Here is a 25,572-nt window from a genome sequence, read left to right on the forward strand (position 1 = left end):
TAGCGCTGTTGGTTAATTGCGTTGCAAACGCAAACCCACGTTAAGCGCTCGTTACAAACGAGCGCAAGTGAAAAAATATAATCCCCGAATAGATGAAAAATTAAAACCGGTCTTTCAAAAACTTGCCGGTATAGCTGTTTTTCTGCTTGATCAAATCTTCAGGAACGCCTTCAAACACAACTTTACCGCCACGGTCGCCGCCCTCGGGGCCGATGTCGATCACCCAGTCGGCGCATTTAATTACATCCATGTTGTGCTCGATAACGATGATGGTGTTGCCGTGATCAATCAACGCGTCAAACGATTTGAGCAGTTTTTTTATATCGGCGAAATGCAAACCCGTGGTAGGTTCATCAAAAATGAAAAGTGTTTTGTTGGTATTATTGCCCTTAACCAGGAACGATGCCAGCTTGATGCGCTGTGCTTCACCGCCTGATAAGGTGTTTGACGACTGGCCCAATTGCACATAGCCCAGGCCAACATCAACCAAAGGCTTTATTTTGGCAATTACCTTAGGCTCTTTGGCAAAAAACTCAACGCCTTCGTCGATGGTCATGTTCAGGATATCCGATACGTTTTTTTCTTTGTATTGGATATCGAGCACGTGTTGTTTAAAACGGTGTCCGCCGCAGGTTTCGCAGGTAAGGAAAATATCGGCCATAAACTGCATCTCTATCTTCACTTCACCCTCGCCCTGGCAAACATCACAACGGCCTCCCTCTACGTTAAAAGAAAAAGCCGATGGTTTTAGTCCCGCCGCTTTTGCCGCAGGTTGCGAGGCGTACAGGTTACGGATCTCGTCCCAGGCTTTAACATAAGTAACCGGGTTTGAGCGGGATGAACGGCCTATGGGGTTTTGGTCAACCAGTTCAACCTGCTCTATCTTGCCAAAATCACCGTCAATAGCGTCGTATAAACCGGTTTGCTCGCCCGAGTAGTTACCTAAAGCTTTTTGAACGGCCGGTGCGAGGATGCGTTTCACCAGGCTTGTTTTGCCCGAGCCTGATACACCGGTAACTACCGTAAGTACACCTAATGGAAATTTGGCCTCAACATGTTTCAGGTTATTTTCTCGCGCGCCTTTTATCTCGATAAAATCATGCCATTTGCGGCGGTTTTTCGGGATGGCGATCTCTTCCCTTCCGCTCAGGTATTTGCCGGTAAGGCTTTTATCATCTTTAATGATCTGATCATAAGTGCCGCTGAAAATTAACTCACCACCGTGTGTACCGGCTTCCGGGCCGATATCGATAATATGGTCGGCCGCTTTCATGATCTCCTCTTCGTGTTCAACTACCAAAACGGTATTGCCCACATCACGGAGGGATTTCAAAACGCTTACCAGGCGCTCGGTGTCACGGGGGTGCAGACCGATACTCGGTTCATCCAGCACGTAAACCGAACCAACCAAACTGCTGCCTAATGAAGTAGCCAGGTTAATACGCTGCGATTCACCGCCCGATAGGGTGTTTGATAAACGGTTAAGCGTTAAATAACTCAAGCCAACATCGTTTAAAAAGCCTAAACGGTTGGTGATTTCCATTAATAAACGTTTGCCGATTTTTGCATCGTTCTCGCTCAGCTCAAGCGTACTGAAAAACTCATAAGCTTTATCAAGCGGCATCAGCACCACATCGGTAATTGATTTGGCGTTGATTTTTACGTACGATGCATCCATTCGCAGGCGGCTGCCCTTACATTCCGGGCAGGTAGTTTTGCCCCTGTACCGCGACAGTAAAACACGGTACTGAATTTTATAGGTTTGCTCTTCCATCTCCTTGAAAAATTCATCAAGGCCGCGGAAAAACTTATTGCCCGTCCACAACAGGCGCTGTTCCTTTTCGGTAAGCTGGTTGTACTGGCGGTGTATCGGGAAATCAAATTTCAATGCGTGGCGTACCAGTGCATCATTCCATTCGCGCATTTTTTCGCCGCGCCAGGGGGCGATGGCGCCCTCGTAAACAGATTTGCTTTTATCTGGAATCACCAGGTCTTCATCAATACCGATTACCTTACCATAGCCTTCGCATTTTTTGCAGGCACCATAAGGGTTGTTAAAGCTGAAAAAGTTTGGCGTAGGTTCTTCAAATTTCAAGCCGTCAAGCTCAAAGCGGTCACAAAAAAAGCGCTCGTGCTCGGTTTCGCCATCCGGTTCCTGGAAACGGACGAAGCAATCGCCTTTTCCTTCAAAAAACGCGGTCTGTACCGAGTCGCCTAAGCGGCTTATGGTTTCATCCTCGTTGCTTTTATTAACGCGGTCAACCACAATGCGCACGGTAACCGGTTGGATGGTTTCTGAGGCTTCGGTGGCAGCTTTTTTTGATTTAGGCTTTTTTAGTTCAACTACCGGTTCGGCTGCCATCATAGGCACGTTTTCAACGGTTTCGTCTTCCAGCAACGCTTCAATGCGCGAAAGCTTACCATTGTACTCAACCCTTACAAAACCTTTTTGCATCAATACCGCCAGTTCTTCTTTAAGGCTGCGGTTGTTATGCGGGTGCAGCGGGGCCAGTATGGTTACCTGGGTTTCATCAGGTAAGGAAAGTACAAAGTTCACCACATCGGTTACCGAATCCTTTTTAACCACATTGCCAGATATGGGTGAAATGGTTTTGCCGATGCGGGAAAAAAGCAGTTTCAGGTAATCGTAAATCTCCGTAGAGGTACCCACGGTTGAGCGCGGGTTGGAGGTGATTACTTTTTGTTCGATGGCTATAGCCGGGGCTATGCCTTTAATATAATCCACATCGGGTTTGTTCATACGGCCCAAAAACTGGCGGGCGTATGATGACAAGCTTTCCACATAACGGCGCTGACCCTCGGCATACAAGGTATCGAACGCGAGCGATGATTTGCCCGAGCCCGACATGCCTGTAACCACTACCAGTTTATTTTTAGGGATGGCCACATCAAGGTTTTTAAGGTTATGCACCCTTGCTCCTTTTATAATTATATGTTTCTGCGGATCTTTTTCTGCTTCTGTGCTCATTGTTCATGGTTGATAGTTCATAGATCATAGCCTGGGTTATACGGTGCCACAGCAAATATTTTACCATGAACCATCAACTATGAACCATGAACTTTTCGGAATGCAAAAATCCTAAAAAATTTAGCAGTATCCAAATTGGTTTTAATTGTTTATACCAATTTAACAGGTCATTTTCATGTGTTTACAGTTGGTTGACTTTTTGGGTGCTTTATACTTTTTTAACAACTAATTTTTGAAAAATTTATTTTGGTTAATGATTAAACCTTCGGTATTAAAAGTCAGTCTAAAGTAGGCTTGCAAAATTATTGTTGGTTTTGTAGGCAATTAAACCGATTAATAGTAATCTATAACTCCAAAAAAAAAATTTTATTTGTTTTTTATTCAATTATTTATTTTATTTGAAGAAACAAATCTGTAACCCCTAACGAGCAAGCTATAGAATACACTTTACTTTAAAAGGTTTTAACTAAGAATTAAGTTTAAGTAGTACTTTCTATGGATTTTCAATTGAAAAGTGATCAGGATCTAATCCATCTGTATGTGGCAGGCGATGAAGCAGGCCTGGTGGAACTGATAAGACGTTACCAATCAAAAATATATACCTCCATTTACCTGCTGGTAAAAGATGAATACCTTGCCGAAGATATTTTTCAGGATGCTTTTATCAAGGTGATCAACACCCTTAAAGCCGGAAAGTATAACGAGGAAGGTAAGTTTTTACCATGGGTAACCCGTATTGCGCATAACCTGGTGATCGATCACTTCCGTCGTGAAAAACGTGCGCCGATGATCAGCAACGGCGACGACTTTGACATTTTTGAAGTGCTTGGTAATTACGACGAAAGTACCGAAGATAAAATGGTCAGGGAGCAAACCCACAAAGATTTGAAGGCCCTGATCCAGCTGCTGCCATCCGAACAGAAAGAGGTACTCATTATGCGTCATTTTGGCGATATGAGCTTTAAAGAGATAGCCGATATTACGGATGTAAGCATCAATACCGCGCTCGGCCGGATGCGCTACGCCTTGAATAACCTCCGCAAAATGATGCAGAGCAAGGAGCTGAGTTTGAAGAATTAGTGATTAGAGACTGGAGATTAGAGGTTAGGGTTTTTATGTTTAGGTTAAATTAAGCATGGGCATCCTAACCTCTTGTGTTGATCAATCTTTCTGATTATCAACTAATCTCTATCCTCCAGTCTCTGATTTTTTCTCGCCATTCTGATCAAAAAAACAAAAAAATTCATTTAATTTTCATTTAGCAAAATATTATCTTTAAGCCACCGTTATAAATCATATAAAATTTATAGTAAAATAAGCTTATGGATGAAACCTTTACAAAAACGTTAAATGCATTAGCTAACCAAGGCGAGATGAACAGTAGCACACAAGAAAACCTGGATGCCGACGATGTTATTTTTTATAATTCCATCCGTGCCGATTTAGATCTGCTGGTTAAAAAACCAAAACTGCAGACCATCCACCAGATACTGGACTACTCCAAAAGCCTTCGTTAGTATTTATTGCGGCCCCCACTGGTTCATAGATCATCATGGTTAACCTCGGTTAACGATATTGATTTATGAACCTTTCTATTTTTAGGCGGTTCATGGATCATAGTTCATGGTTTTATGGTGGTTTATGGTGGATGATTCATAGTTTATGTTTTTTTATTTGAGTGGAATAGTTAAGGGCTTGAACGGAGCTACTGCTACTATGATCCATGAACTATCAACCATGAACTAAATTCCATACTTTTGAGCCGGATTATGGTAGCTTAAGCGCCGCCGCCTTAACCATGATCCATGAAATATCAACCATGAACTAAAAAATGCTTAAAGCCGAACGCTATCGTAACTTTGTTGAATACTTTTCGCAAAACCAGCCTAACCCTGTTACCGAACTGCATTATAACAACCCGTTCCAGTTGCTGGTGGCCGTGATCCTTTCGGCACAGTGTACCGATAAGCGCATTAACCAGGTTACCCCGGCGCTGTTTGAGCGTTTCCCTACGGCTCAGGATCTGGCGGCTGCAACATCCGACGAAGTTTTTAATTATATCCGCTCGGTAAGTTATCCTAACAATAAAGCGAAGCATCTGGTAGGCATGGGCAAAATGCTGATCGATGTTTTTAATGGCGAGGTACCATCAGGAATCGAGAACCTGCAAAAGCTACCTGGGGTTGGACGCAAAACAGCTAATGTAATAGCATCAGTAATATTTGAGGAGCCTGCAATGGCGGTTGATACCCACGTTTTCAGGGTGGCCAACCGGATTGGCTTAACCAATAATGCCCGTACGCCGCTGGCAGTAGAAAAGCAACTGGTGCAAAATATCCCTAAAGAATATATAGCCGTTGCGCATCACTGGCTGATATTACATGGCCGGTATATTTGCCTGGCGCGCAGCCCCAAATGCGATGTTTGTCCGCTTACCTGGTTTTGCCGTTATTACGAGCGTAACAATACCGAGGCAGCCTTGAAAAGGGCAGAAGCCGCGAAAGAAAAAAAGGCTAAGGAAGCTAAAAAGAGGAAAGAGCTTAACGCTATAAGTAAAGAACTGAAGAAGCGGAGTGTTAATAATAGTTGATTGAGTGAGTGGTTGATTAGGTGAGTAGTTGTTACATTATAAAAGGCTTAACTAACCATTCACTTAATCAACTGCTCTCCACTCACTTAAAATAATTACTAAAAAAATTAGTATTTATAAAAAATGTATTTATATTTGTTGAACAAAGTATAACGATGGCTACAGACAATAAAAATTCGGATAAATTAAAGGCGTTGCAGCTTACCTTAGATAAGCTTGAAAAATCATATGGTAAAGGTACCATCATGAAACTGGGCGATTCTATCATTGAGCAAACCGAGGTGATCTCGACCGGTTCGTTAGGTTTGGATATTGCTTTAGGTGTTAACGGCTTGCCAAAAGGCAGGATCATCGAGATTTATGGTCCGGAATCATCGGGTAAAACCACCCTCGCTATCCACGCTATTGCCGAAGCGCAGAAAAAAGGCGGTATTGCAGCTTTTATAGATGCCGAGCATGCTTTTGATCGTTTTTATGCCAAGAAATTAGGTGTTGATGTAGAAAATTTATTGATCTCTCAACCCGATAACGGTGAGCAGGCATTGGAAATTGCCGACAACCTGATCCGCTCGGGCGCTATCGATATCCTGGTTATCGACTCGGTTGCCGCGTTGGTTCCTAAAGCGGAGATCGAGGGCGAAATGGGCGATTCGAAAATGGGTCTTCATGCCCGTTTAATGTCGCAGGCTTTGCGTAAGTTAACCGGTACAATCGCTAAAACCGGGTGCTGCTGTATTTTCATCAACCAGCTGCGCGATAAAATTGGTGTGATGTTCGGTAACCCGGAAACTACTACCGGTGGTAACGCGTTGAAATTTTACGCTTCGGTACGTTTGGATGTACGCCGGATTTCGCAAATTAAAGATACCGACGAGGTTTCAGGTAACCGCGTTAAAGTTAAGATAGTTAAAAACAAAGTAGCTCCGCCATTCCGCGTGGCCGAGTTTGATATCATGTTTGGTGAAGGTATTTCAAAAGCAGGCGAGATCATTGACCTCGGCGTTGAATACAACATCATCAAAAAAGCAGGTTCATGGTTTAGCTACGGCGAAACCCGCTTAGGTCAGGGGCGTGACGCGGTTAAACAACTCATCCTTGATAACCCCGAATTGCAGGAGGAACTGGAAAACAGGATCCGCGAGACGGTAACCGGCGAGAGCATGGAAGAGGCGTAGTAAGCCAGGCCAACCAAAAAATAAAGTGATTTAAAGTAAAATAGACCAAGAGCTTTCCTTCGGAAAGCTCTTGGTCTATAAAGCAATCTGCCACGGGTTTAGCGTAGCGTAACCCGTGGGGAACTATCATTTAAGCTTCCAGCTTAAATACCCCAAACAAATACCCTAAACCCAATGAGCCGTAACTACAAATTCCATAACCAGTAATTCCCATATTTCGTAACGTTTACAGTTATATATACTGATAGATGTTTTTACAGGGCGCGAATACAAAAATACGCTGTGTAAAATTACTTAAGTCTCTGAGTTAAGTAACAAGAAAGCAACGCCAGGTTGGAAACTCTTTAGTTTGCATAAGTTAATCTATCACCCTGCCTTCAGGGGGCGGGGGGGCTTGCACACCAAAATACGCTTCCAACTCATCCAATGTCGACGAGCCTGTGGCTATATCTTTAATGATCACGCCTTTTTCCATCAGCAAAATACGGTCGCATACATCGGTAATGTGGTTAAGGTCGTGGCTGGATACAATGGTTGTCACACCTTTTTTGGCGAGGTCTTTCAGCAGTTTTTTAAGCCTGAACTGGGTGCTTGGGTCGATATTGGCAAAAGGTTCATCCAGCATCAGTAACTGCGGGTTTTGCAGCAGGCAGGCGGCCACGCCAACCTTACACTGGTTACCCTTGGACAGGTCGCGGATGTATTTGCCTTTTTGCAGGATTTCCCCGTTAAAAAAATCGGTAAGGCCAGCCAGCACTTCGTCAACATGTGCCTTGTTGTGGCCGTGCAAGCCTCCTATAAAGTAAAAATACTCTTCGGGGGTAAGGTAATCTATTAAAAAACCTTCATCCAGGTAAGCCGCCGTATAATCCTTCCAGTGTTCATGCCCGGCAACAACCTCACCGTTAGATAACACCTCGCCGCTTTCGGCCCTGATCAAATCCAGGATCATCCTGAACAATGTTGTTTTGCCTGCACCGTTGTTGCCCACCAGGCCAACGCTTTCGCCTTTGTTTATTTGCAACGCCGGCACGTTTACCACGGTAATACCGTTATAAACCTTTTTTAAATTTCTTACTTCGATCATATTATTTGTTTCTGAAGCCTTCGGCAATGGTATATCGTTTTTGTATAAAATCTGCTTCCAGCTGCCTGATCCAAAAGTTACGGGTTAAAATAAACACGATGCCGGTAGCGGCCAGAACAGCCAAACCTATATCGGCATGTTTAAACAGCGAAAAAGGCAGGTAAATAACATAGGGGGTTATAATAAGCGGAAAAGAAAGCAGCATTTGTGTAGCACCCACGCCCTCCCAGTTAAATGAAGCCCCTTTTGACAGGTCGATGCGTTTGGCGTTGCGGTTGGCAAAAAAAAGTACAATGGTGGTATTAATGCCAATATTCCATAAGTACATTACAAAATGTACCAACACTATCTTCCAGCCAAAGTAAGCGTAGGGCGTGGTAAGGATAAAAGCCACGGTAGAGATCATGGTAAACAGCAGGTATTTGGCTTTTAAAAAGTCGGCAAAGTTAATTTTGGTTACCAGTAAGCCATCAAAATGGGCGGCCTGCCAGCTAAACATAAATTGCCCGTAACTGATGATGAAAATCCCGGTCATAAACATCCCCACAAAAATATACCATGACTGTCCGTAAAGCGGGTTGGTATAAAATATCAACCCGTAAAACATAAAAAACAGCCCCATCACCAGGGCTGATCGCGGCCGTTTGTTGCGGAAAATCAGCTTTAACTCATTAGCTACCAAGTCGCCAACGCGGCCGAAACGGCTCAGGAACGGAAAATCGGTACTGCTTTTATAGGCCGATGCCTTGCGCGAGCTTAGCTCTTCGAGGTAAAGGTTTTGTTTAAGATACGCGAAATTGATGTAATACATTGCCGCCGCAAGGATCACCGGCAGCAATACGAGGGCAGGGCTGGTAATCAGGTGACCGAAATACAGGTAGGAGATATGGCGTACCGAATACAGGTGAAACCGGAAATCGCCGAGAATGATCAGGATAAGTACAGCCGCGAAACCGAGGAAAACCCAGCCGTTAAGGTTTGCCTTGCGCTTAATGAACAGCGAAAAATAATTATTGAAAAGCATTAACCCCGCAATGGCTACTATAAAGGCAAGGGTGGTTATCAGGCCCGAATCGGGCAGGATCACTTTTAAAATAAAGGGTAAAAAAAGCAGGATTGGCCACAGGTTAAAAACGGATAACATGGCCGTAAAAGCCAGGTATGATACTACCGTGTTCCGTTTTACAGGCAGATGCAGATAGGGCTGTACGCGCAGGGTGGGCAATTCCTGCAATTGCAGGCGCATCAGCAAATCAAACAAAAAGTAAATAAGGATAATGCCACAAAAGGACACAACCACGTCATCATTTGGAAAAGCGTCTTCCAGCCCCTTGTTTAAAAACAGCCCGGCAAGAAGAATACAAACAAATAGGTAAAGGATCATCAAGCCCATTACCACACGGATGGCAATACTTTTTCCGGTATTTTTTGACCGCCAAAATGCTTTTAACTCATGACTTAGAAATGTAGAAAACATAGCTATAAACGGTTAAGGTTTGCGGCATAGCTAATTTATTATGCCCCGGAGTACGGTTGTAAGTTAGTATTTATACCTGTCGCCCCAAAGTTTTCTTAACTTTTCTTTTGATTCGTTTTCGCGCGCGTTGTTACCAGGTTCGTAAATTTTTGTTCCGCGGAGGGCATCCGGTAAAAAATCGAGATCGGCAAAATTACCCTCGTAGCTATGGGCATATTTGTAATCCTTACCATAGCCTATATTTTTCATGAATTTGGTTGGGGCGTTACGCAGGTGCAGGGGTACGGGCAAATCGCCGGTTTGCCTAACCAGCGCTATAGCCGCGCCGATAGCCGTAGTAGCCGAATTACTTTTGGGCGATGTGGCCAGGTAAATGGCCGTTTGCGACAGGATGAGCTGCGATTCGGGCATGCCGATCTTATTCACAGCCTCAAAACAACTCTGCGCCAGCAGCAAGGCGTTGGGGTTGGCGTTGCCGATATCTTCTGAAGCAAGGATGAGCATGCGCCGGGCAATGAACAAAGGGTCTTCGCCGCCCACGATCATCCGCGCCAGCCAGTAAACCGCACCGTTAGGGTCAGAGCCGCGCATAGATTTGATAAAGGCCGAAATGATATCATAATGCTGTTCGCCGGTTTTATCATACAGGGCCATGTTTTGCTGCACATGTTCCAGCACTACCTCATTGGTGAGCACTACATCCAGTTGATCAAAAGCGTTTACCAGCAATTCAAAAATATTGAGCAGTTTGCGCGCGTCGCCGCCCGAAAGGCGCAGCAGGGCTTCATGTTCTTTAATTGTGATGTTTTTTTGCCGGAGAACCTCATCTTCCTTCATGGCTTTGTTGAGCAGATCGATCAGGTCCTGCTCGGCCAGGGGCTGCAGGATATAAACCTGGCATCGCGACAGCAAAGCCGAGATCACCTCGAACGAAGGGTTTTCGGTTGTAGCGCCAATCAGCGTAACAATACCCCGCTCAACGGCGCCCAGCAACGAATCCTGCTGGGATTTTGAAAAACGGTGAATCTCGTCAATAAACAAAACAGGCAGCGTACCGCCCTGCGCCTTTAACATTGACGCCTTTTCAATAACCTCGCGCACATCCTTCACCCCCGAATTGATAGCGCTGAGCGCGAAGAACGGGCGGAACAAGGATTGTGAAATAATGTAAGCCAGCGTGGTTTTACCTACCCCGGGCGGCCCCCAGAATATCATCGACGGCAACGCGCCCGATTCGATGGCTTTACGCAATACCGCCCCCGGCCCAACCAGGTGCTTTTGCCCCGCGTAATCATCAAGCAATTTGGGGCGCATACGTTCGGCTAAAGGCGGCAGATTATTCATAGGCGTAAAATTCAGAAAAGAAAACGCTAAATCCTAAAAAGATTAGTAAATAACGTTGTCAGTTCTGAGTAATGTGTTCATGATGTGCATGACAGGCCTCGGCGCAAATACGGCAGGCTTCGGCACAAATACGGCAGTGGTCATGATCATGTTTGCTGCATTCATCAGCACAAAGGTGGCAAATCTCTTCGCATAAAATCAGGTATTGATGACCGATGACTGAGTCGCGCTGCAACAGGCGCGCGGCTTGTGTACAAATATCAGCGCAATCGCGGTCAAGGCTGATACAGCCGGTCATCATTTTTACATCTTCTTCGTGCAGGCAGGCTGTTGCACAATTTTCGCAGGCAAGGGCGCAATTCAATAATTTTTGAATTAAAGCGCGGTGATCTTGATTTTGCATAGGTAATATTTTAATTTTAACTTAATATATTACCTGCTGTAGTTAATAAATGTTTTTACAAATTTAGTTAAGCCTGTAATTGATGATATGGTGTCTGCATGCGGATACGGCGGCTACAGGCTCATCAAAGCCATTAAAAATTCAACAGGGAATAACAATAAAATTACAATTCACTTTAAGATCATTTAACATTTGAAACTTGCACATCTGCACATTTGTTGCGACCTTTACCGCTATTAGAACTTTTAGTTATAGGCTATAACCACCACACCGCGATGAACTACACTATCAATCATCTTCCCGAACGTACATCTAAACCACGTGATAAAGGCATTACCATGGTTATGGATAAAGGGCTTAGCCTGCGCCAGGTTGAAGATTTTATTGAAGTTGGCGGTCCGTATACAGATATTGTGAAACTGGGTTGGGCTACATCATATGTAACGCCCAATCTTGATCAAAAGCTGAAGCTTTACCGCGAGGCCGGCATCCCCGTTTATTTCGGCGGTACCTTATTTGAAGCCTTTATAGTCCGTAACCAGTTTGACGATTACCGCCGTTTACTAGATAAATATAAACTGGAGCATGCCGAGGTATCTGATGGGTCGATTACCATCGAGCACGACATTAAATGTAACTACATCAGCGAACTGGCCAAACAGGTTACCGTGATTTCGGAAGTGGGCTCGAAAGATGTACAGAAAATTTTCGCCCCGTATAAATGGATCAAGCTGATGAGCGCGGAATTAGAGGCCGGTTCATGGAAAGTGATTGCCGAGGCCCGCGAAAGCGGCAATGTTGGCATTTACCGCGACTCGGGTGAGGTACGCCAGGGATTGGTTGATGAGATCCTGACCCAGATCCCGGAGGAAGCTATCATCTGGGAAGCCCCCCAAAAGGCGCAACAGGTTTGGTTTATTAAACTGATAGGCGCCAATGTAAGTTTAGGCAATATCGCCCCGGCGGATATCATCCCCTTAGAAACGCTTCGCTTAGGTATTCGCAGTGATACTTTTGATCATTTTTTAGAAATGTAATTGTTTGACTGATCTTATACAATTAACCAAGGTCTTCAGTGTTTTGCTGAAGACCTTTTTGCGTACGCCCGGCGCAGGCGCAAGCTATAGGGTGAGAGTCCCGAACGCGACTTGATAGCGGGAAGCGTTAACCAAAGGCAAGGGTGTTGTGAGGAACTGCGAATCTGAAGGAAGCCGGAGGTAAATCTCCGCCAAGACGAACAGGAAGCAGACCAGACCGTTCCATGTGGGTGAGTTTGCACAACAAAACGAAGCTCAAAACTATCCGAGACATGGTGCTGTATATCTGATAGGTATATGGAGAGAAAGCTTGCGTTCTTACCCGGGGAGATCTGATAAATAGTGGACGGAGGGAGGTGCGCAGCCCGAAGGTGCAAGAGCTTGCAATTTATGATATAGCCTCTTTAAGAAAATTCAACCCAGTATAACGCAAAGGTTCAACTAACATAGTAGTTATGCGTTTCTACAAAAAATACTATCTGCTTGCCGCCACGGCGTTGGTAAGTTTCACAAAATCATCAACCGTTAACCTTTCGGCCCGCAGATCGAGCATGGGCTCATCGGCCAGTTTTTCCTTATTGATAAGGGATGATATCGCATTACGTAATGTTTTGCGGCGCTGGTTAAACCCGGCCTTTACTATTTGCCAGAACAGCTTTTCGTCACAATCCAGCGTCTGCTTATCATTACGGCTCAGCCTGATCACCGCCGAAAGCACCTTGGGCGGCGGATTGAATACGCCTGCCTTTACCGTAAAAAGATATTCAACTTTATAGTAAGCCTGCAAAAATACGCTCAGGATGCCATACTCTTTAGAGCCTGCTTTGGCGGCACAGCGCTCGGCAACTTCTTTCTGAAACATGCCTACCACCTCAACCACCTGCTGGCGGTTATCCAAAACCTTAAATAAAATCTGCGATGAAATATTGTATGGAAAATTGCCGATGATGGCAAAATTATCGCTGAAAATGCTTTTAAAATCAAGCTCAAGGAAATCGGCATTGATTAATCTTTGGCCCAGTTGCGGATATATCTTTTTCAGGAACTCGTACGATTCGGTATCGATATCGATCAGTGAAGTTTGATACGCCTCCTTCTGCAACAAAAAATCAGAAAGCACGCCCATCCCCGGTCCAACCTCAAGCACCTGGGTGAAACGGCCTTCGGGTTTCAGGCTGTCAACTATCTTGGCTGCAATGTTTTTATCGGTAAGAAAGTGTTGCCCTAAATGTTTTTTTGCCCTAACCAATGTCATTATTAATCAAATATTTGAGCAAATTAAATCATATTTGTGCTTTTATCAGGAACTATAAGCTTAAAATCTTTTATTTGCAGGTGTAAAGATAGGTTAAAGGCGAAAGGTTAAAGGTAAAAGGTTTGCATAAAGCCGCAGGTTAAAGGCGAAAGGTAAAAGGTTAAAGGCTTGCATTGAGCGTTGAACACTTATAAACCATTAATAATCATCACTGTTAAATCGATTGAAATTACCGCAAAAAATCGGTGAAATCAAAAAAACCAGTGAAATCAACATATAATAATGAGCGACAAATTAAAAATAGGGATCAGCATTGGCGATGTAAACGGCATCGGTTTGGAAATAATTATTAAAACTTTGGCGGATAGCAAAATTTATGATTATTGTACGCCTATAGTTTACGGCCATACCAAGGTGGCTTCTTTTCACCGCAGGGCTACCCATGTTAACGAGCTCAATTTTTTGGTGATCAATGACCCGTCGCAAACGCATTTCCGCAAGCCCAATATGATTAACTGCTGGGATGAGGATGTAAAAATTGAATTGGGTCAGGTTACCGAGGCCGGGGGTAAATACGCGTTTAAATCGTTAGAGCGTGCTGTTTATGATTTAAAAGAAGGCTATATCGATGCCCTGGTTACAGCGCCCATCAATAAAGATAATATCCAGAACGATAAATTCAATTTCCCGGGCCACACCGAGTATCTGCAGCAATATGACGGCGCTGCCGAATCGCTGATGTTTCTGGTGAGCGACACCCTGCGTGTTGGCGTTGTTACCGGCCATATCCCGGTATCAAAAATTGCCGAAAGCATTACCGCCGAGAAAATACTTGCAAAGCTGAAACTGATGAACAACAGCTTGCAGCGCGACTTCTGGATCCGCAAGCCTAAAATTGCTGTGCTGGGCTTAAACCCCCATGCGGGCGATAACGGCCTTATCGGCAGCGAAGAAAAAGAGATCATTATCCCGGCCATTGAAGAAGCCCGGAATAACAATATCCTTGCTTTCGGTCCGTATTCGGCCGATGGATTTTTTGCCAACGGCACTTACCTGCAGTTTGATGCCGTGTTAGCCATGTACCACGACCAGGGCCTGATCCCTTTTAAACAGATCGCTTTCGAATCGGGCGTTAACTTTACCGCCGGGCTGAATTTTGTACGCACCTCGCCCGATCATGGCACCGCTTATGATATCGCCGGTAAAAACCAGGCTTCCGAAATCTCTTTCCGCGAAGCTTTGTTTACCGCCATACATATTGTAAAACGCCGCCGCGAAGGCTTACAACTAAACGAAAACCCGCTTGCATTTAGCAAACTGAGCCGCGACCGCGACTAAATACGGCTTGTAACAGCAATGTTTTAATTTAATTGCCGTTAAATTAAAACATTTGCCCTGCTTGTGCATTTACATGTCTGAATGAGTAATTTTCTGAGTCGTATACGTTCAATTGATGCTTTCCGTGCTGTAACAATGTTCCTGATGATATTTGTGAATGACCTGGATGGCATTCCGAATACCCCTACATGGCTTAAGCACGCGGGACAAAACGTTGATGCGCTTGGCCTCGCCGATACCATATTTCCGGCATTTTTATTCATCGTTGGTTTATCTATACCCTTTGCTTTTCAAAACAGGTTAAAACAGGGCGATAACTTCAAGCTGTTATCGCGCGTGGTAAGCCGTTCGTTTTCACTCATTTTCATCGGCTTTTTCCATGCCAATATGGAAACCTATAATGAGGCCGCTACCCTGCTGCCCAAACCTGTTTGGGAAAGCCTGGTAACCTTCAGTTTTTTCTTTATTTTTTTAGATTACGGGAAAAACACGCCACCCCTGCGCAAATACCTTTTGCAAGGCTTCGGGATAGCGCTGCTGGCGCTGATGGCGGCACTTTATAAAACCAGCGACCCCGGCCATACCTGGCTGCACTTTACCTGGTGGGGCATTTTAGGGCTGATAGGCTGGGCCTACATGGTTTGCGCCCTTATTTACTATTACTCTGATGGGCACCTCTGGATCCAGCTGGCAGCATGGATGTTTTTCATGTTCTTTAACCTTGATGTACACTTTGGTTTTTTAGATTTTATTGACAAGCTGAAAGGTTACATCTGGATAGCCGGAAACGGCGCCATGCAATCGTTCACTATGGCGGGGGTATTTGTTTCGGTATTGTATATGCGCCTCAAAGCCAATAACGAAATGAAAATGCTGTGGGTAGCCATGATATTGATAGCCATTATCCTGTTTAACCTCGGTTTTATAGTACGCTATTTTAGCGGCGGCATCTCTAAAGAGCGCGACACCCCATCGTGGGTATTGATCTGTACCGGTATCAGCCTGGTGGTGTATGCCTTTTTCATTTACCTGGTTGATGTTAAAAACAAATACGATTGGTTTAAGGTGATTGAACCCGCCGGCACCAACACCTTTACCTGTTATATTGTACCTTTCCTGTTTTATCCCATTTACGAAATGACCCGCATAGGCTACCCCGAATATCTGAGCCAGGGCATAGGCGGCTTGATCAAATGCGTTGTCTTCGCTTTTGTAGTGGTATGGCTTACCGGGCTGCTGGATAAGATCAATATCAGGCTGAAGATATAATAAGGGCCCCTATTTTATTTTAATGAGGTATTGCCCTCTGAAGCCTCTTAAAACAGGTTTATCTCTTTTCGGCAAATCGAAGTATATTTCATCAAATTGATAGGTTACAGTGTATTTCGGAGTTTCCCTTGTTAGTTGCATTAAGTTTCCAGGCAATTCATATCTCAACGGCGAGTATTTATCCTCCTTTACAAAATATTTTCCCATTGCCACTGTATCAGCCGTGATCTTTTTCACCACCTCAAACGGATCAAATTGCAACACCTCGCTGTTAAGCCTTAAAACATTAATATCGTTGATTTTGGTTTGTAAAATCTTCAATCCGTTGTAATTATTAACAACAGTATCAACTGGCTGATAATTGGACAGGATTATATCATATCCTTTTATAACCATTATATTTTGATCGCGCGCGAAAACGTAATTTATCTGTTCGATCATTTCCGAACCCTTTCCATAATAGGAAAACTCGCTAAAGCGGTTAAGACCAAGCTGTTGTTTGGCCCAAAGATATTTTAACCCCCGCAGTTCTTCTCTATTAATCGGAAGATGATCATACTCGTTCTTTTGTTTACTTAATGAATCAACCACCGGGGTAAGGTTCTTTTTAAAGTAGGGCTGTAGAGCAACCAGGTCATAATGATCAATAAAATAACTAAGTCTACTTGCCGCTTTACTACCCTCCTCCATACTAATCTTGTTACTGTCAACAGCCATCAATTTCCCATCCTTAAAAGCGTTGTGCTTTTTAAAAAAATTAACAACTATCCGCCTTTGAGAATACATACTTACCGTAAACGCGCTTTGCGGCCCGTAAATGCTCAACAAGGTTAACAAAGCCAGCGATATGGGAATAACCTTAATATTCTGCTTTTTAAATAACAAAAAGTAAAGCGAAATTCCCAGCAGCCAAACAGCCAGCACAATTAAAAAATACCTGAATTCGGTAACGCCGTAGCTGCTAACCCTGGTGCCAACAGCTACAAACAGCAGCGCCTGCAAAGGGATCAGCAAAAAATAAAAACTGCGGGAGTAAGTTTTTAGCCACTTATTTTCGTTTTGTTCGCGGATGGGGTATACCAGCAACAGGGACAAGATCCCGAATACGGCATACCCTAAAATAAGGTTTGATACCAGACCTTTGGGAAGTTTCCATTCCACCAGGATTTTGATTTCATAAGCCAGCAGGATAATCACGTATACCGTTGAGAGCGGGATCAGTACATACTGCGTAAAAATTTTAAGGCCCTTAGGATAGCTTTTATCTTCATCAAGCGCTTGGATATCGGCAGGGACACCGGCCAAAAAGAAAATGGTGGTAAACATGCCGGTTATCCACACCCATAAAATAAAGTAGGTATCAGATTCGAACCTGAAGTTGAACAAAAAATTTGTAGCGCCTATGGCCGCCGCCAAACCTGCAAACAGCACTGTACCGTACAGCAGGCTTGCCAGGATGCGTAAAAACAAGGTTTTATTAAATTGCCAGAAACCCTGGATCTGCCCTTTACCCGTAAAGGCAGCGAAGGAAACCATTAAATGGAATGCAAGACTCAATAAAAAAAAGCGAACATAATCTGCCTGCCGGGAGGGCGGATCAAGAATAAATATAAGGCAGATTGCTACAACCGCCGCCGCTATTTTCAGCCCTGCTTTTTTACCGGCGCTCCGGTTTTTGCCCTGTGCAAACAGGGTTGTCGATAAGCTGAGCAAAAAGCCAAGATTAGCTATCATGATGATACGCATGCACCAGTTTTCGGCAGTCAGATCCAAACGATCGAGCTCGATCTTGACAGTTGCCGCTATGGTACCGGTTAAGGCAAAAAGTGTTTCGATCGGAAAGCGTTTTACAGTATTTACCGTGCTTTGCACCAGGTTCTTAATAGACGGAAATTTCATTTGTATAAGGTTTGCAGGCTAATTTAGTGTTTTGATTTCGGAATTCGGATGTTCGATTTCGGATTTGTTTTTGGGGATTCCACCGATTTTCTTGTCTGAACTCGAATTTGGGGGAATTATTAGAATTTATCGAATTTCCAAAGCATTTTGTTCATTTCTTAATTCTATAAATTCCGGTTCAGACATCATCCTGCCCATCTTAAAAATCATCCCAAATCCCGGTTCAGACAAAATCGGTGTAATCAATCCTCCAATCGGTGTAATCCCAGGAACAAAAAATATAAAATATATGTATTAAAACCCAATAGCATACCGTGGTTAATTGCATTTAACACATTAGTGTTTATATTTGCGGTCGCAAAAAACATCATTTTATTATAATGAGAGAAATACAGTTCAGAGAAGCGCTAAGAGAGGCTATGTCCGAAGAGATGCGCAACGACGGAAATATATACCTGATGGGTGAAGAGGTTGCCGAATATAACGGCGCGTACAAAGTAAGCCAGGGCATGCTGGATGAGTTTGGCGCGAAACGCGTTATTGACACCCCTATCTCTGAATTAGGTTTCGCCGGTATAGGCATTGGCTCGGCTATGAACGGCTTACGCCCTATTATCGAGTTCATGACCTTCAACTTCTCGCTGGTAGCTATCGACCAGATCATTAACGGCGCTGCCAAAATGATGTCGATGAGCGGCGGCCAGTTTTCGGTTCCGATTGTGTTCCGTGGCCCTACCGGTAACGCGGGTATGCTTAGCTCGCAGCACAGCCAGTGTTTTGAAAACTGGTATGCCAACTGTCCGGGCTTAAAAGTGGTTGTGCCATCAAACCCTTACGATGCCAAAGGCTTATTAAAATCAGCTATCCTTGATCCTGATCCGGTTATTTTCATGGAATCAGAATTGATGTATGGCGATAAAGGTGAAGTTCCTGAAGAAACTTATTACATACCGCTGGGTAAAGCCAAAGTGGTTAAAGAGGGTACTGATGTTACCTTGGTTGGTTTTGGTAAAATAATGAAAGTGGTTAATGCCGCTGCTGCTGAACTTTCAAAAGAAGGTATCAACGCCGAAGTGATCGACCTGCGTACCGTACGCCCTATTGATTACGCTACGGTTATCCAATCGGTTAAAAAAACAAACCGTTTGGTGATTGTTGAAGAAAGCTGGCCTTTAGGCTCCATAGCTACCGAGGTTGCATTTAAAGTACAAAAAGACGCGTTTGATTACCTTGACGCCCCTATCCTGCGTATTATGGGTGGCGACGTGCCGCTTCCTTACGCCCCTACTTTGATCCAGGAATTTTTACCAAACCCTGAACGCGTGATCAAAGCAGTAAAAGAAGTATTATACGTTACCAAATAAATTGGGTATATTGAAATATTAAAATGGCCGGTATGTGCGTACCGGCCATTTTTGTTGGTATTGAAAGTACGGCTTACCTGATATTTTACCCCCCCCCGGCCATGGTTATTGGCGGTTTTGCAAAAAATACCTACTTTTAAAAATTAACACTCCGTAACATGCAACACGCCTACTTTAAAGCATTTAAACCTTTATTTTTTATTATATCGGCGCTGATTTTATCTGCTAAAGCTTCGGCTCAAACCCAACAGGCTGCTACTGCCGCTTCGCCTGCTGCCGCCCCGGGCGTACAAACCCACATCGACAAATTTTTTAAGGCATACGATAAGCAAAGCACTGCCCGGGCCGTGATCGACATTTTTAAAACCAATAAAAATATTGATTCAACCCGCCTTACCGGCCTCATCGTTAAAATTGATTCGATGCGGAGCGTGATCGGCAAATACATGGGTAAAGATCTGATTGTGCAGCGCAAAGCTTCCGGCAGCCTGGTGTTGTACAGCTACCTGGTTAAGCACGAGGTTCAGCCTGCACGTATCACCTTTATGTTTTATAAACCTAAAAACGAGTGGGAAATTTACCGCTTATATTTTGATGTAGATGTTGACGGCGAACTGGCCGAATCGGCCAAGATAACCGGGAAGCCGTAGTTTGAGCGGAAGGCATAAAGCAATAAAGCAAAGCCGAAGATTAAGAGCAAAAGCTTTTAGCCTTCGGCTTTTTGCTTTAGGCTTCAGTCATCGTAGCGGTCGTTACGCCAGGGGTAGGCCGTATTGGAGTAGCCCCGCCCCTCCCAGAAACCTAATTTGTTTTCAGTTAAAAATTCGATACGTTTTATCCATTTACTGCCTTTCCAGGCGTAAAGCTGCGGGGTTATCATCCTTAGCGGCCCGCCATGCTCAATACTTAACGGCTGCCCGTCAAACGTGTGTACCAGCAGTACGTCAGGCTTTAAGGCTTCTTCTAAGGATATATTGGTGCTGTAGGTATCATAACCATAGCACATGATATGTGTGGCTGTTTCTTTTGGATGCACCAGTGCTGCCAGGTCAAGCAAACTTACACCCTTCCAATGCATATCAAATTTTGACCAGGTAGTAACGCAATGAAAATCAGAGGTGTCTTTGGTTTGCGGTAACTCCATAAACTGCTTCCAGGTTAATTTAACCGGGTTATCTACGGCCCCATCTATGGTAAGCCTCCATTTATCCAGTGGAATATTGGGATGATAGCCCAGATCAAGCACCGGCCATTTAACAGTAGCCGTTTGGCCAATGGGCAGGCTGGGCATACCGTGCCTGTTGGGCTTGCCAGATCCTTTGGGCTTATCATCTGCAACCGATGGCGTGAGCTTCATTTTTTCCTCAAAACGGGCTTTCAGCTTCATGCGGGTTTCAATAATCTTTTCGAGTTTGTCAGGGGTTTCCATAGCGGCGGTTTTATATAAATTTAGGTAGAAAGGCTTAAAGCGAAGGTGAAAAGCTTTAGTAAAAAAAGCCCCAGCAATTAAAAGCTTTCAGCCTTCGGCTTTTTGCCTTAAGCTTTAATCCACCAAAATGTTCTCACCAAACTTTTGCGATACGGTGGTGTCTTCCCTATCGTCAATCTTTATTACCAGCGAGTTATCATAGCTTATTTTTTCAACAACCTGAATGCGGGTACCAATACCAATATTCAGTTTTTGTAGGTATTGTAAAAACGGGCTGCTGGTATCGCGCACCGCAGCCACGCGGCTCAGTGTGCCGGGCTTTAAATCAGACAGGGTTACAGAAAAAGGCTTGGGCACTTTGCCGTTGGCTTTGGGGATTGGGTCGCCATGGGGGTCATATTCAGGAAAGCCCAGGAATTTGTCCAGCCTATCGGCCAGGGTAGCATCGTTTATATGTTCCAGTTCTTCGGCAATATCATGGATCTCGTCCCAGTGGTAGCCCAGTTTTTCTAATAAAAAAACCTCCCATAGGCGGTGGCGGCGTACTATCAGCGTGGCATCCTTTAAGCCCTGGCTGGTTAGCCTTACGCCTTTCTTTTTATCATACTCTATCAGCTGCTTCTCAGTAAGCTTCCGGATCATATCAACCACCGATGCCGGGTTGTTGTTCAGGGTTTCGGAAATGGCTGTTGGGGTTATCTTAAAATCCTTACCATGCGATGCAAGGCGATAAATGGCTTTTAAATAATTCTCTTCCGATAGCGTGTACATCAGCAATAAATTTGATAGCATACAAACATAAGCAAAAGCAGGGGGCTTATTAAATTGTAACCATTTATAAACAAAACAGGCCCCCAAAACGGAAGCCTGCTGTAAGAAATTTTGATTAATGGTGGCCGTGTCCGCCCGGACCCTGACCACCAGGGCCGTGGCCCGGGCCATGATCACCATGCCACCCACCACGACCGGGGTTACCCCCGTGCCAGCCGTTATCATGACGATCGCGATAAACTACGGTACGTGTTACATAACGGTTGTCGCCGCGCCAGTGATTGGCATAACGTACATCGCGGCTGTTACGAATAATCACCTGGTCATGACGGCCGCGGTATCCGTAATAATGATCGCGATAATACGCATGGCGCACCCATGGGTTAGGCTCGTTTACCACCACTTTGTAACCATTGTAAATATTATAATTACGATACCTTACGGGCAAATACCTGCGGTGTACCCAAACATTATTTTCATAGTACACATAGCTATGGGCTGGCACATCATAATAGGCATCAATATCGGGCATGTAATAGTAATTCACATGATCGTAACCTACAGGGCCCCAATCGGGCTGGCTGCCTATGTTAATACCCAAACCAATACTAACCTGTGCCGAAGCTATTTTTGCAGTAAAGCAGCTTAATAGGATAGCTGCCGATAAAATGATCTTTTTCATAAACGTGTAATAAGTTATGCAGGTATGACTACAATTAAAGCCTATGGTTTAACGTTTTTGAATACCGTACCTCCCCTAAGCTAAAATAATGCCATAAGTTTAGCAAAAACAGGGCGGCGGTTTTAAACCGGTCTGGCTACCGGCTCGGGGGTAGAGAAGTGCTATAGCCACGCTTCATTTTTGGTCTAAAATTACAAATGCTTATACACGACATGCATACGTAAAATTATACAGGCGGTCTGCTTCCATCAAAGAAAAGCAATACAGCTACCTGATCACCCTTTTTACATTATCTTTTACAAAAGTATCCCATCCCGAGTACGCTTTCTTACTGCCGGTTTTACCCGCACCGGTGGTAACCCTTTGAAAAGAATGACAAACGGCAACAGCAAGCCCATCGGTGGCATCTAAAAAATCAGGCGTTTCTTTAAACTTAAGTAAGTTTTGCAGCATAGCGGCCACCTGCTCTTTGGTAGCGCTTCCGTTACCGGTGATGGATTGCTTTATTTTACGCGGGGCGTACTCCGTAATGTCTACATTACGGGACAGGGCTGCGGCAATGGCCATACCCTGCGCCCTGCCGAGCTTCAGCATCACCTGTATATTTTTACCATAAAACGGCGCTTCGATGGCGAGACTATCGGGGTGATAATTATCAATTAAGGCAACAGTTTTTTCAAATATGCGCTGCAGTTTCAGCATAGGGTCATCAGTAACCGGCATCTTTACAACGCCCATGGCAAGCAGTTCAATTTTAGGCCCTGTTTCCTTAACCAGCCCGTAGCCCATTACCACGGTACCGGGGTCGATACCTAAAATAATCCGTTCTTTTGTGTTTATCGCCTGCTGCATATCATCCCAAAGGTAACCAATCAAGCAAAACTATTTTGCAGTATGCTCATATATTGCTCCCGGCTGATCATCCGGGCACCCATCGATTCAAGGTGGCTGGTATGCACCTGGCAATCTACCACTTGGTAAAGCCCAGTGTTGCATAAATAAATAAGGGCCATTTTTGATGCGTTGCTTACCCGGCTAAACATGCTCTCGCCGCAAAATATATCACCAACCTGCACACCGTACAGGCCGCCAACCAATTCATACTGCTGCCATATTTCTACCGAGTGGGCGTGGCCCGCAACATGCAGGCTATTGTAAGCGGCTATCATATCGGCTACTATCCAGGTGCCGTCCTGTCCTTCGCGCGGCGCGGTAGAGCAGGCGGTGATCACCTCATTGAAGCAGGTATTAACCGTTACCCTGAATTTACCTGACCGTATTACCTGCCGCATTGATTTGGATATCTTTAACTCGTTGGGAAACAATACAAACCGCTCGTGCGGTGAGTACCACAGGATGGGGCTGTCATCACTATACCACGGAAAAATGCCGTTTTGATAAGCCAGTAACAGGCGATTTATGGAAAGGTCGCCCCCAAAAGCCAAAAGCCCGTCTGGTTCGGCCAGATCGGGCTTCGGAAATATTAATCGTTCGTCGAGCCTGAATATCATCCAGGTGGCAAATTTAAGCTTTACGGCGGATCACCAGCTTTTTATTTTGGGCTTTGGCTATCGCATCCATATAAACCTGCATTTCTGAATACTTAGCCGCGGGAATAACCTGGTTCTTCAAATTGAATTTAGTGGTGCTTACCACCTGGTTCCTGGCGGCATCATAAACATATTTAACGTCATAGCTACCGTAGGTAAATTTAAGGTTTTGATTGGCCGGTAGTGTTTCCACCTCAAACCCGGCAGGTAAATTAATGGTAGTAACGCATGTTTTTATCATAGGCACGTTAAAGTAAAAATCGGTTTTCCGCTTCTCTTCAACCGGAAGTGTCGCCTGCCATAAATCAAAAACCCGTGGTTTATAAAATTGCTTATCGCCCGATAGTACGTCGCAAAACCTGTCATACTCCAGTTCAAAGCCCACTTCCTTTACTCCATCCTTATCGGTTGACGGCGTAAAACTGAAAACTGATGGCTGACGCATATTCAGCATTCTTATTATCCTCGATTTCTGTTCATCTTCTTTCAGGTACATCAGGCCCATATAATCGGCACGGTAATCGCCGGTGCTTAATATTTTAACCTGAGCCTGGGCGCTGCCGTCTTCATTGAGTTTAATGTGTACTTCGCTGTTAAACTGGTTATCAAAATCTGTGCTCGCCGGGGTTTTCACCAGTTTACCGCCTTCTTCTGAAACCAAAAGCGCATACCTGTTTTCGGTAAACGGCCCCAGCTTACCAAAAGCCTGCGTTGAGCTGGTGCATTCCAGCCAGGCCGTATCAGTTTTAAACGGCACACATAATATAACGTGGTTAAAAGGGTCGTTAGGAAACGCCGGATCCGCCGGTTGCATGTTAGAGCCGGCATTAACAATAGCATAGCACGATGGGATGTTTACAGCTTTAAGCAATGCCGACATATAATTAGACAGTGCTTTACAGTCGCCATATTTTTTTTGATCAACAAAGGTTGCCGGGAAGGGTTTCCAACCGCCGATACCTAATTGTATGCTTACATACCGTACGTTTTTTTGCATGTATTCATATAAAAACTTCGCCTTTTCCTTGTCAGTTTTAATATCAGCGGTCATTTTTCGTATTTCCTCCGCACGCTCAGGAGTAAGGCTGTTCACATCTGCATTTAACCGTTGCTGCCATTTGCCATAGCCTTGCCAGGTTGAAATATCGCCTGGTACCCCATAAAATTCAAAAGCGGCGGCGGCAAAATAAACCCGGGGTAAAACGCGCCAGCTTTTTGAACCTGCTTCCGGTTTGATTGCCTTTAGGTTACTTACTTTCCAGGTGTAACTATCAACTTTGTCGGTTGTAGCCTTTACCGGTTTAATATTGGTGTTGCGGTTTTTATATCTAAAACCCGCATCGCTGTTTATGGAGATATGATAAGTGGCATTCTGAACCGATTGCTCATAGTCCTGGTAGGCCCATGAACCGAGGTCCATCAGGCTTTTCATGTCGTAGTCAAAAATAAGTTCAACAGTGGTTGGATAGGTGGCCACCGTATGGCTTATGGAAAGCATCCGGTCGTCTGTAACCAATGTTTCGTTATCCACTGCCGAACGGTCATACATATCACTTTTATGATATTTTTTGATCAAAGTGCCGTCGGCGCCATAAATCCTCATTTCAAACGAGCTCAACGAAACATACTTTTTATTATAAGGTAAAACCATTTCGGCTTCATGGCTTCCTTTTTCATTTAAAATGGTGATGATGGTATGGTAGTGCTCTTCAGCTCTCCCGGGGCCGGTAATGTTATGATCCTCCAAACTATAACGCACCACCGAGTTGGCATCTTCTTTCAATGAATCGGGAATAGTTGAGGCTATATAAAGTTCTTTCGGGATATTTTTTTCCTGCGAAAAACCCTTTCCCTCCAAAAAAAACAGCGCCGCTACGGTTAGCATCAGCCTGTTAAAATATTTAATACGCATA

General features: G+C 44.4%; 22 protein-coding genes. 9 read left to right on the plus strand and 13 right to left on the minus strand.

The features are described 5' to 3' along the window. Positions 1–100: 100 nt before the first annotated feature. Positions 101–2,989 (minus strand): excinuclease ABC subunit UvrA, encoded by a 2,889-nt coding sequence (gene uvrA, locus LX99_RS18880; RefSeq protein WP_109609274.1) that lies wholly within the window; start codon positions 2,987–2,989, stop codon positions 101–103. A 495-nt stretch (positions 2,990–3,484) separates the two neighbouring features. Between uvrA and LX99_RS18885 the strand changes: the two genes are divergently transcribed. From LX99_RS18885 to recA, 4 genes are all read left to right on the plus strand, one after another. Continuing rightward, positions 3,485–4,069: an RNA polymerase sigma factor gene (locus LX99_RS18885; protein ID WP_022829898.1), complete on the plus strand. Its 585-nt coding sequence runs from the start codon at positions 3,485–3,487 to the stop codon at positions 4,067–4,069. A 242-nt stretch (positions 4,070–4,311) separates the two neighbouring features. Further along, the gene (locus LX99_RS18890; RefSeq protein WP_022829899.1) at positions 4,312–4,506 is read left to right on the plus strand and encodes a hypothetical protein; all 195 of its coding nucleotides are present in this window, start codon (positions 4,312–4,314) and stop codon (positions 4,504–4,506) included. A 314-nt stretch (positions 4,507–4,820) separates the two neighbouring features. Continuing rightward, positions 4,821–5,579, plus strand: a complete 759-nt coding sequence (nth, locus tag LX99_RS18895) for an endonuclease III (protein ID WP_109609275.1) — start codon at positions 4,821–4,823, stop codon at positions 5,577–5,579. Positions 5,580–5,734: 155 nt separating this feature from the next. Continuing rightward, positions 5,735–6,754, plus strand: a complete 1,020-nt coding sequence (recA, locus tag LX99_RS18900; RefSeq protein WP_022829901.1) for a recombinase RecA — start codon at positions 5,735–5,737, stop codon at positions 6,752–6,754. Positions 6,755–7,112: 358 nt separating this feature from the next. Here the strand turns inward: recA and LX99_RS18905 are convergent, their stop codons facing one another. The 4 genes from LX99_RS18905 to LX99_RS18920 all read right to left on the minus strand — a co-directional run bounded on the left by LX99_RS18905 (position 7,113) and on the right by LX99_RS18920 (position 11,065). Beyond that, positions 7,113–7,841 (minus strand): ABC transporter ATP-binding protein, encoded by a 729-nt coding sequence (locus LX99_RS18905; RefSeq protein ID WP_109609276.1) that lies wholly within the window; start codon positions 7,839–7,841, stop codon positions 7,113–7,115. A 1-nt stretch (position 7,842) separates the two neighbouring features. Next, the gene (locus tag LX99_RS18910) at positions 7,843–9,318 is read right to left on the minus strand and encodes a DUF5687 family protein (protein WP_109609277.1); all 1,476 of its coding nucleotides are present in this window, start codon (positions 9,316–9,318) and stop codon (positions 7,843–7,845) included. A 63-nt stretch (positions 9,319–9,381) separates the two neighbouring features. Continuing rightward, positions 9,382–10,662: a replication-associated recombination protein A gene (locus tag LX99_RS18915; RefSeq protein WP_109609278.1), complete on the minus strand. Its 1,281-nt coding sequence runs from the start codon at positions 10,660–10,662 to the stop codon at positions 9,382–9,384. Positions 10,663–10,720: 58 nt separating this feature from the next. Beyond that, entirely contained in the window at positions 10,721–11,065 is a 345-nt protein-coding gene (locus tag LX99_RS18920) for a four-helix bundle copper-binding protein (RefSeq protein WP_022829751.1), read from the minus strand. Positions 11,066–11,340: 275 nt separating this feature from the next. On the opposite strand from LX99_RS18920, the gene LX99_RS18925 reads away from it, so the two are divergent. After that, entirely contained in the window at positions 11,341–12,102 is a 762-nt protein-coding gene (locus tag LX99_RS18925) for a phosphosulfolactate synthase (RefSeq protein WP_109609279.1), read from the plus strand. Between the two features lie 475 nt (positions 12,103–12,577). Here the strand turns inward: LX99_RS18925 and rsmA are convergent, their stop codons facing one another. After that, positions 12,578–13,357, minus strand: coding sequence for a 16S rRNA (adenine(1518)-N(6)/adenine(1519)-N(6))-dimethyltransferase RsmA (gene rsmA / locus LX99_RS18930; RefSeq protein WP_109609280.1), 780 nt, complete (start codon positions 13,355–13,357; stop codon positions 12,578–12,580). A 282-nt stretch (positions 13,358–13,639) separates the two neighbouring features. Here rsmA and pdxA point away from each other — a divergent pair, with 282 nt between their 5' ends. Together pdxA and LX99_RS18940 are read left to right on the plus strand one after the other, a co-directional pair. Then, complete coding sequence (gene pdxA / locus LX99_RS18935) at positions 13,640–14,695, plus strand: 4-hydroxythreonine-4-phosphate dehydrogenase PdxA (RefSeq protein ID WP_022833650.1); 1,056 nt, start codon at positions 13,640–13,642, stop codon at positions 14,693–14,695. 81 nt (positions 14,696–14,776) lie between these two features. Further along, a complete protein-coding gene (locus LX99_RS18940) occupies positions 14,777–15,964 on the plus strand; it encodes a DUF5009 domain-containing protein (RefSeq protein ID WP_109609281.1) in 1,188 nt (395 codons plus the stop codon). Positions 15,965–15,973: 9 nt separating this feature from the next. Here LX99_RS18940 and LX99_RS18945 read toward each other — a convergent pair whose 3' ends face one another. Further along, positions 15,974–17,863: a DUF4153 domain-containing protein gene (locus LX99_RS18945; protein ID WP_109609282.1), complete on the minus strand. Its 1,890-nt coding sequence runs from the start codon at positions 17,861–17,863 to the stop codon at positions 15,974–15,976. Positions 17,864–18,243: 380 nt separating this feature from the next. Here LX99_RS18945 and LX99_RS18950 point away from each other — a divergent pair, with 380 nt between their 5' ends. Next, positions 18,244–19,227 carry a pyruvate dehydrogenase complex E1 component subunit beta gene (locus LX99_RS18950; protein ID WP_109609283.1) on the plus strand — a complete coding sequence of 328 codons (984 nt, stop codon included), beginning with the start codon at positions 18,244–18,246 and terminating at the stop codon, positions 19,225–19,227. Between the two features lie 158 nt (positions 19,228–19,385). Beyond that, the gene (locus tag LX99_RS18955) at positions 19,386–19,877 is read left to right on the plus strand and encodes a hypothetical protein (protein ID WP_109609284.1); all 492 of its coding nucleotides are present in this window, start codon (positions 19,386–19,388) and stop codon (positions 19,875–19,877) included. 83 nt (positions 19,878–19,960) lie between these two features. Here the strand turns inward: LX99_RS18955 and LX99_RS18960 are convergent, their stop codons facing one another. The 6 genes from LX99_RS18960 to LX99_RS18985 form a co-directional block, all read right to left on the minus strand. Continuing rightward, positions 19,961–20,656, minus strand: a complete 696-nt coding sequence (locus LX99_RS18960) for a molybdopterin-dependent oxidoreductase (RefSeq protein ID WP_109609285.1) — start codon at positions 20,654–20,656, stop codon at positions 19,961–19,963. A 114-nt stretch (positions 20,657–20,770) separates the two neighbouring features. Continuing rightward, positions 20,771–21,427 (minus strand): metal-dependent transcriptional regulator, encoded by a 657-nt coding sequence (locus LX99_RS18965; RefSeq protein WP_109609286.1) that lies wholly within the window; start codon positions 21,425–21,427, stop codon positions 20,771–20,773. A gap of 115 nt (positions 21,428–21,542) precedes the next feature. Further along, the gene (locus LX99_RS18970) at positions 21,543–22,109 is read right to left on the minus strand and encodes a hypothetical protein (protein WP_109609287.1); all 567 of its coding nucleotides are present in this window, start codon (positions 22,107–22,109) and stop codon (positions 21,543–21,545) included. A gap of 267 nt (positions 22,110–22,376) precedes the next feature. Further along, the gene (gene ruvC, locus LX99_RS18975; RefSeq protein WP_031266390.1) at positions 22,377–22,961 is read right to left on the minus strand and encodes a crossover junction endodeoxyribonuclease RuvC; all 585 of its coding nucleotides are present in this window, start codon (positions 22,959–22,961) and stop codon (positions 22,377–22,379) included. A 20-nt stretch (positions 22,962–22,981) separates the two neighbouring features. After that, positions 22,982–23,620, minus strand: coding sequence for a leucyl/phenylalanyl-tRNA--protein transferase (aat, locus tag LX99_RS18980; protein ID WP_109609288.1), 639 nt, complete (start codon positions 23,618–23,620; stop codon positions 22,982–22,984). A gap of 13 nt (positions 23,621–23,633) precedes the next feature. Further along, entirely contained in the window at positions 23,634–25,571 is a 1,938-nt protein-coding gene (locus tag LX99_RS18985; RefSeq protein ID WP_109609289.1) for a DUF3857 domain-containing transglutaminase family protein, read from the minus strand. Between the last annotated feature and the right edge of the window lies 1 nt (position 25,572).

The organism is Mucilaginibacter oryzae, from assembly GCF_003148845.1.
Classification (GTDB): Bacteria; Bacteroidota; Bacteroidia; order Sphingobacteriales; family Sphingobacteriaceae; genus Mucilaginibacter; species Mucilaginibacter oryzae.

Bases quoted from the DNA above. Each gene is read 5' to 3' on its own strand.
- uvrA (WP_109609274.1), bottom strand. From the start codon at position 2,989: ATGAGCACAGAAGCAGAAAAAGATCCGCAGAAACATATAATTATAAAA.
- LX99_RS18885 (WP_022829898.1), top strand. From the start codon at position 3,485: ATGGATTTTCAATTGAAAAGTGATCAGGATCTAATCCATCTGTATGTG.
- LX99_RS18890 (WP_022829899.1), top strand. From the start codon at position 4,312: ATGGATGAAACCTTTACAAAAACGTTAAATGCATTAGCTAACCAAGGC.
- nth (WP_109609275.1), top strand. From the start codon at position 4,821: ATGCTTAAAGCCGAACGCTATCGTAACTTTGTTGAATACTTTTCGCAA.
- recA (WP_022829901.1), top strand. From the start codon at position 5,735: ATGGCTACAGACAATAAAAATTCGGATAAATTAAAGGCGTTGCAGCTT.
- LX99_RS18905 (WP_109609276.1), bottom strand. From the start codon at position 7,841: ATGATCGAAGTAAGAAATTTAAAAAAGGTTTATAACGGTATTACCGTG.
- LX99_RS18910 (WP_109609277.1), bottom strand. From the start codon at position 9,318: ATGTTTTCTACATTTCTAAGTCATGAGTTAAAAGCATTTTGGCGGTCA.
- LX99_RS18915 (WP_109609278.1), bottom strand. From the start codon at position 10,662: ATGAATAATCTGCCGCCTTTAGCCGAACGTATGCGCCCCAAATTGCTT.
- LX99_RS18920 (WP_022829751.1), bottom strand. From the start codon at position 11,065: ATGCAAAATCAAGATCACCGCGCTTTAATTCAAAAATTATTGAATTGC.
- LX99_RS18925 (WP_109609279.1), top strand. From the start codon at position 11,341: ATGAACTACACTATCAATCATCTTCCCGAACGTACATCTAAACCACGT.
- rsmA (WP_109609280.1), bottom strand. From the start codon at position 13,357: ATGACATTGGTTAGGGCAAAAAAACATTTAGGGCAACACTTTCTTACC.
- pdxA (WP_022833650.1), top strand. From the start codon at position 13,640: ATGAGCGACAAATTAAAAATAGGGATCAGCATTGGCGATGTAAACGGC.
- LX99_RS18940 (WP_109609281.1), top strand. From the start codon at position 14,777: ATGAGTAATTTTCTGAGTCGTATACGTTCAATTGATGCTTTCCGTGCT.
- LX99_RS18945 (WP_109609282.1), bottom strand. From the start codon at position 17,863: ATGAAATTTCCGTCTATTAAGAACCTGGTGCAAAGCACGGTAAATACT.
- LX99_RS18950 (WP_109609283.1), top strand. From the start codon at position 18,244: ATGAGAGAAATACAGTTCAGAGAAGCGCTAAGAGAGGCTATGTCCGAA.
- LX99_RS18955 (WP_109609284.1), top strand. From the start codon at position 19,386: ATGCAACACGCCTACTTTAAAGCATTTAAACCTTTATTTTTTATTATA.
- LX99_RS18960 (WP_109609285.1), bottom strand. From the start codon at position 20,656: ATGGAAACCCCTGACAAACTCGAAAAGATTATTGAAACCCGCATGAAG.
- LX99_RS18965 (WP_109609286.1), bottom strand. From the start codon at position 21,427: ATGTACACGCTATCGGAAGAGAATTATTTAAAAGCCATTTATCGCCTT.
- LX99_RS18970 (WP_109609287.1), bottom strand. From the start codon at position 22,109: ATGAAAAAGATCATTTTATCGGCAGCTATCCTATTAAGCTGCTTTACT.
- ruvC (WP_031266390.1), bottom strand. From the start codon at position 22,961: ATGCAGCAGGCGATAAACACAAAAGAACGGATTATTTTAGGTATCGAC.
- aat (WP_109609288.1), bottom strand. From the start codon at position 23,620: ATGATATTCAGGCTCGACGAACGATTAATATTTCCGAAGCCCGATCTG.
- LX99_RS18985 (WP_109609289.1), bottom strand. From the start codon at position 25,571: ATGCGTATTAAATATTTTAACAGGCTGATGCTAACCGTAGCGGCGCTG.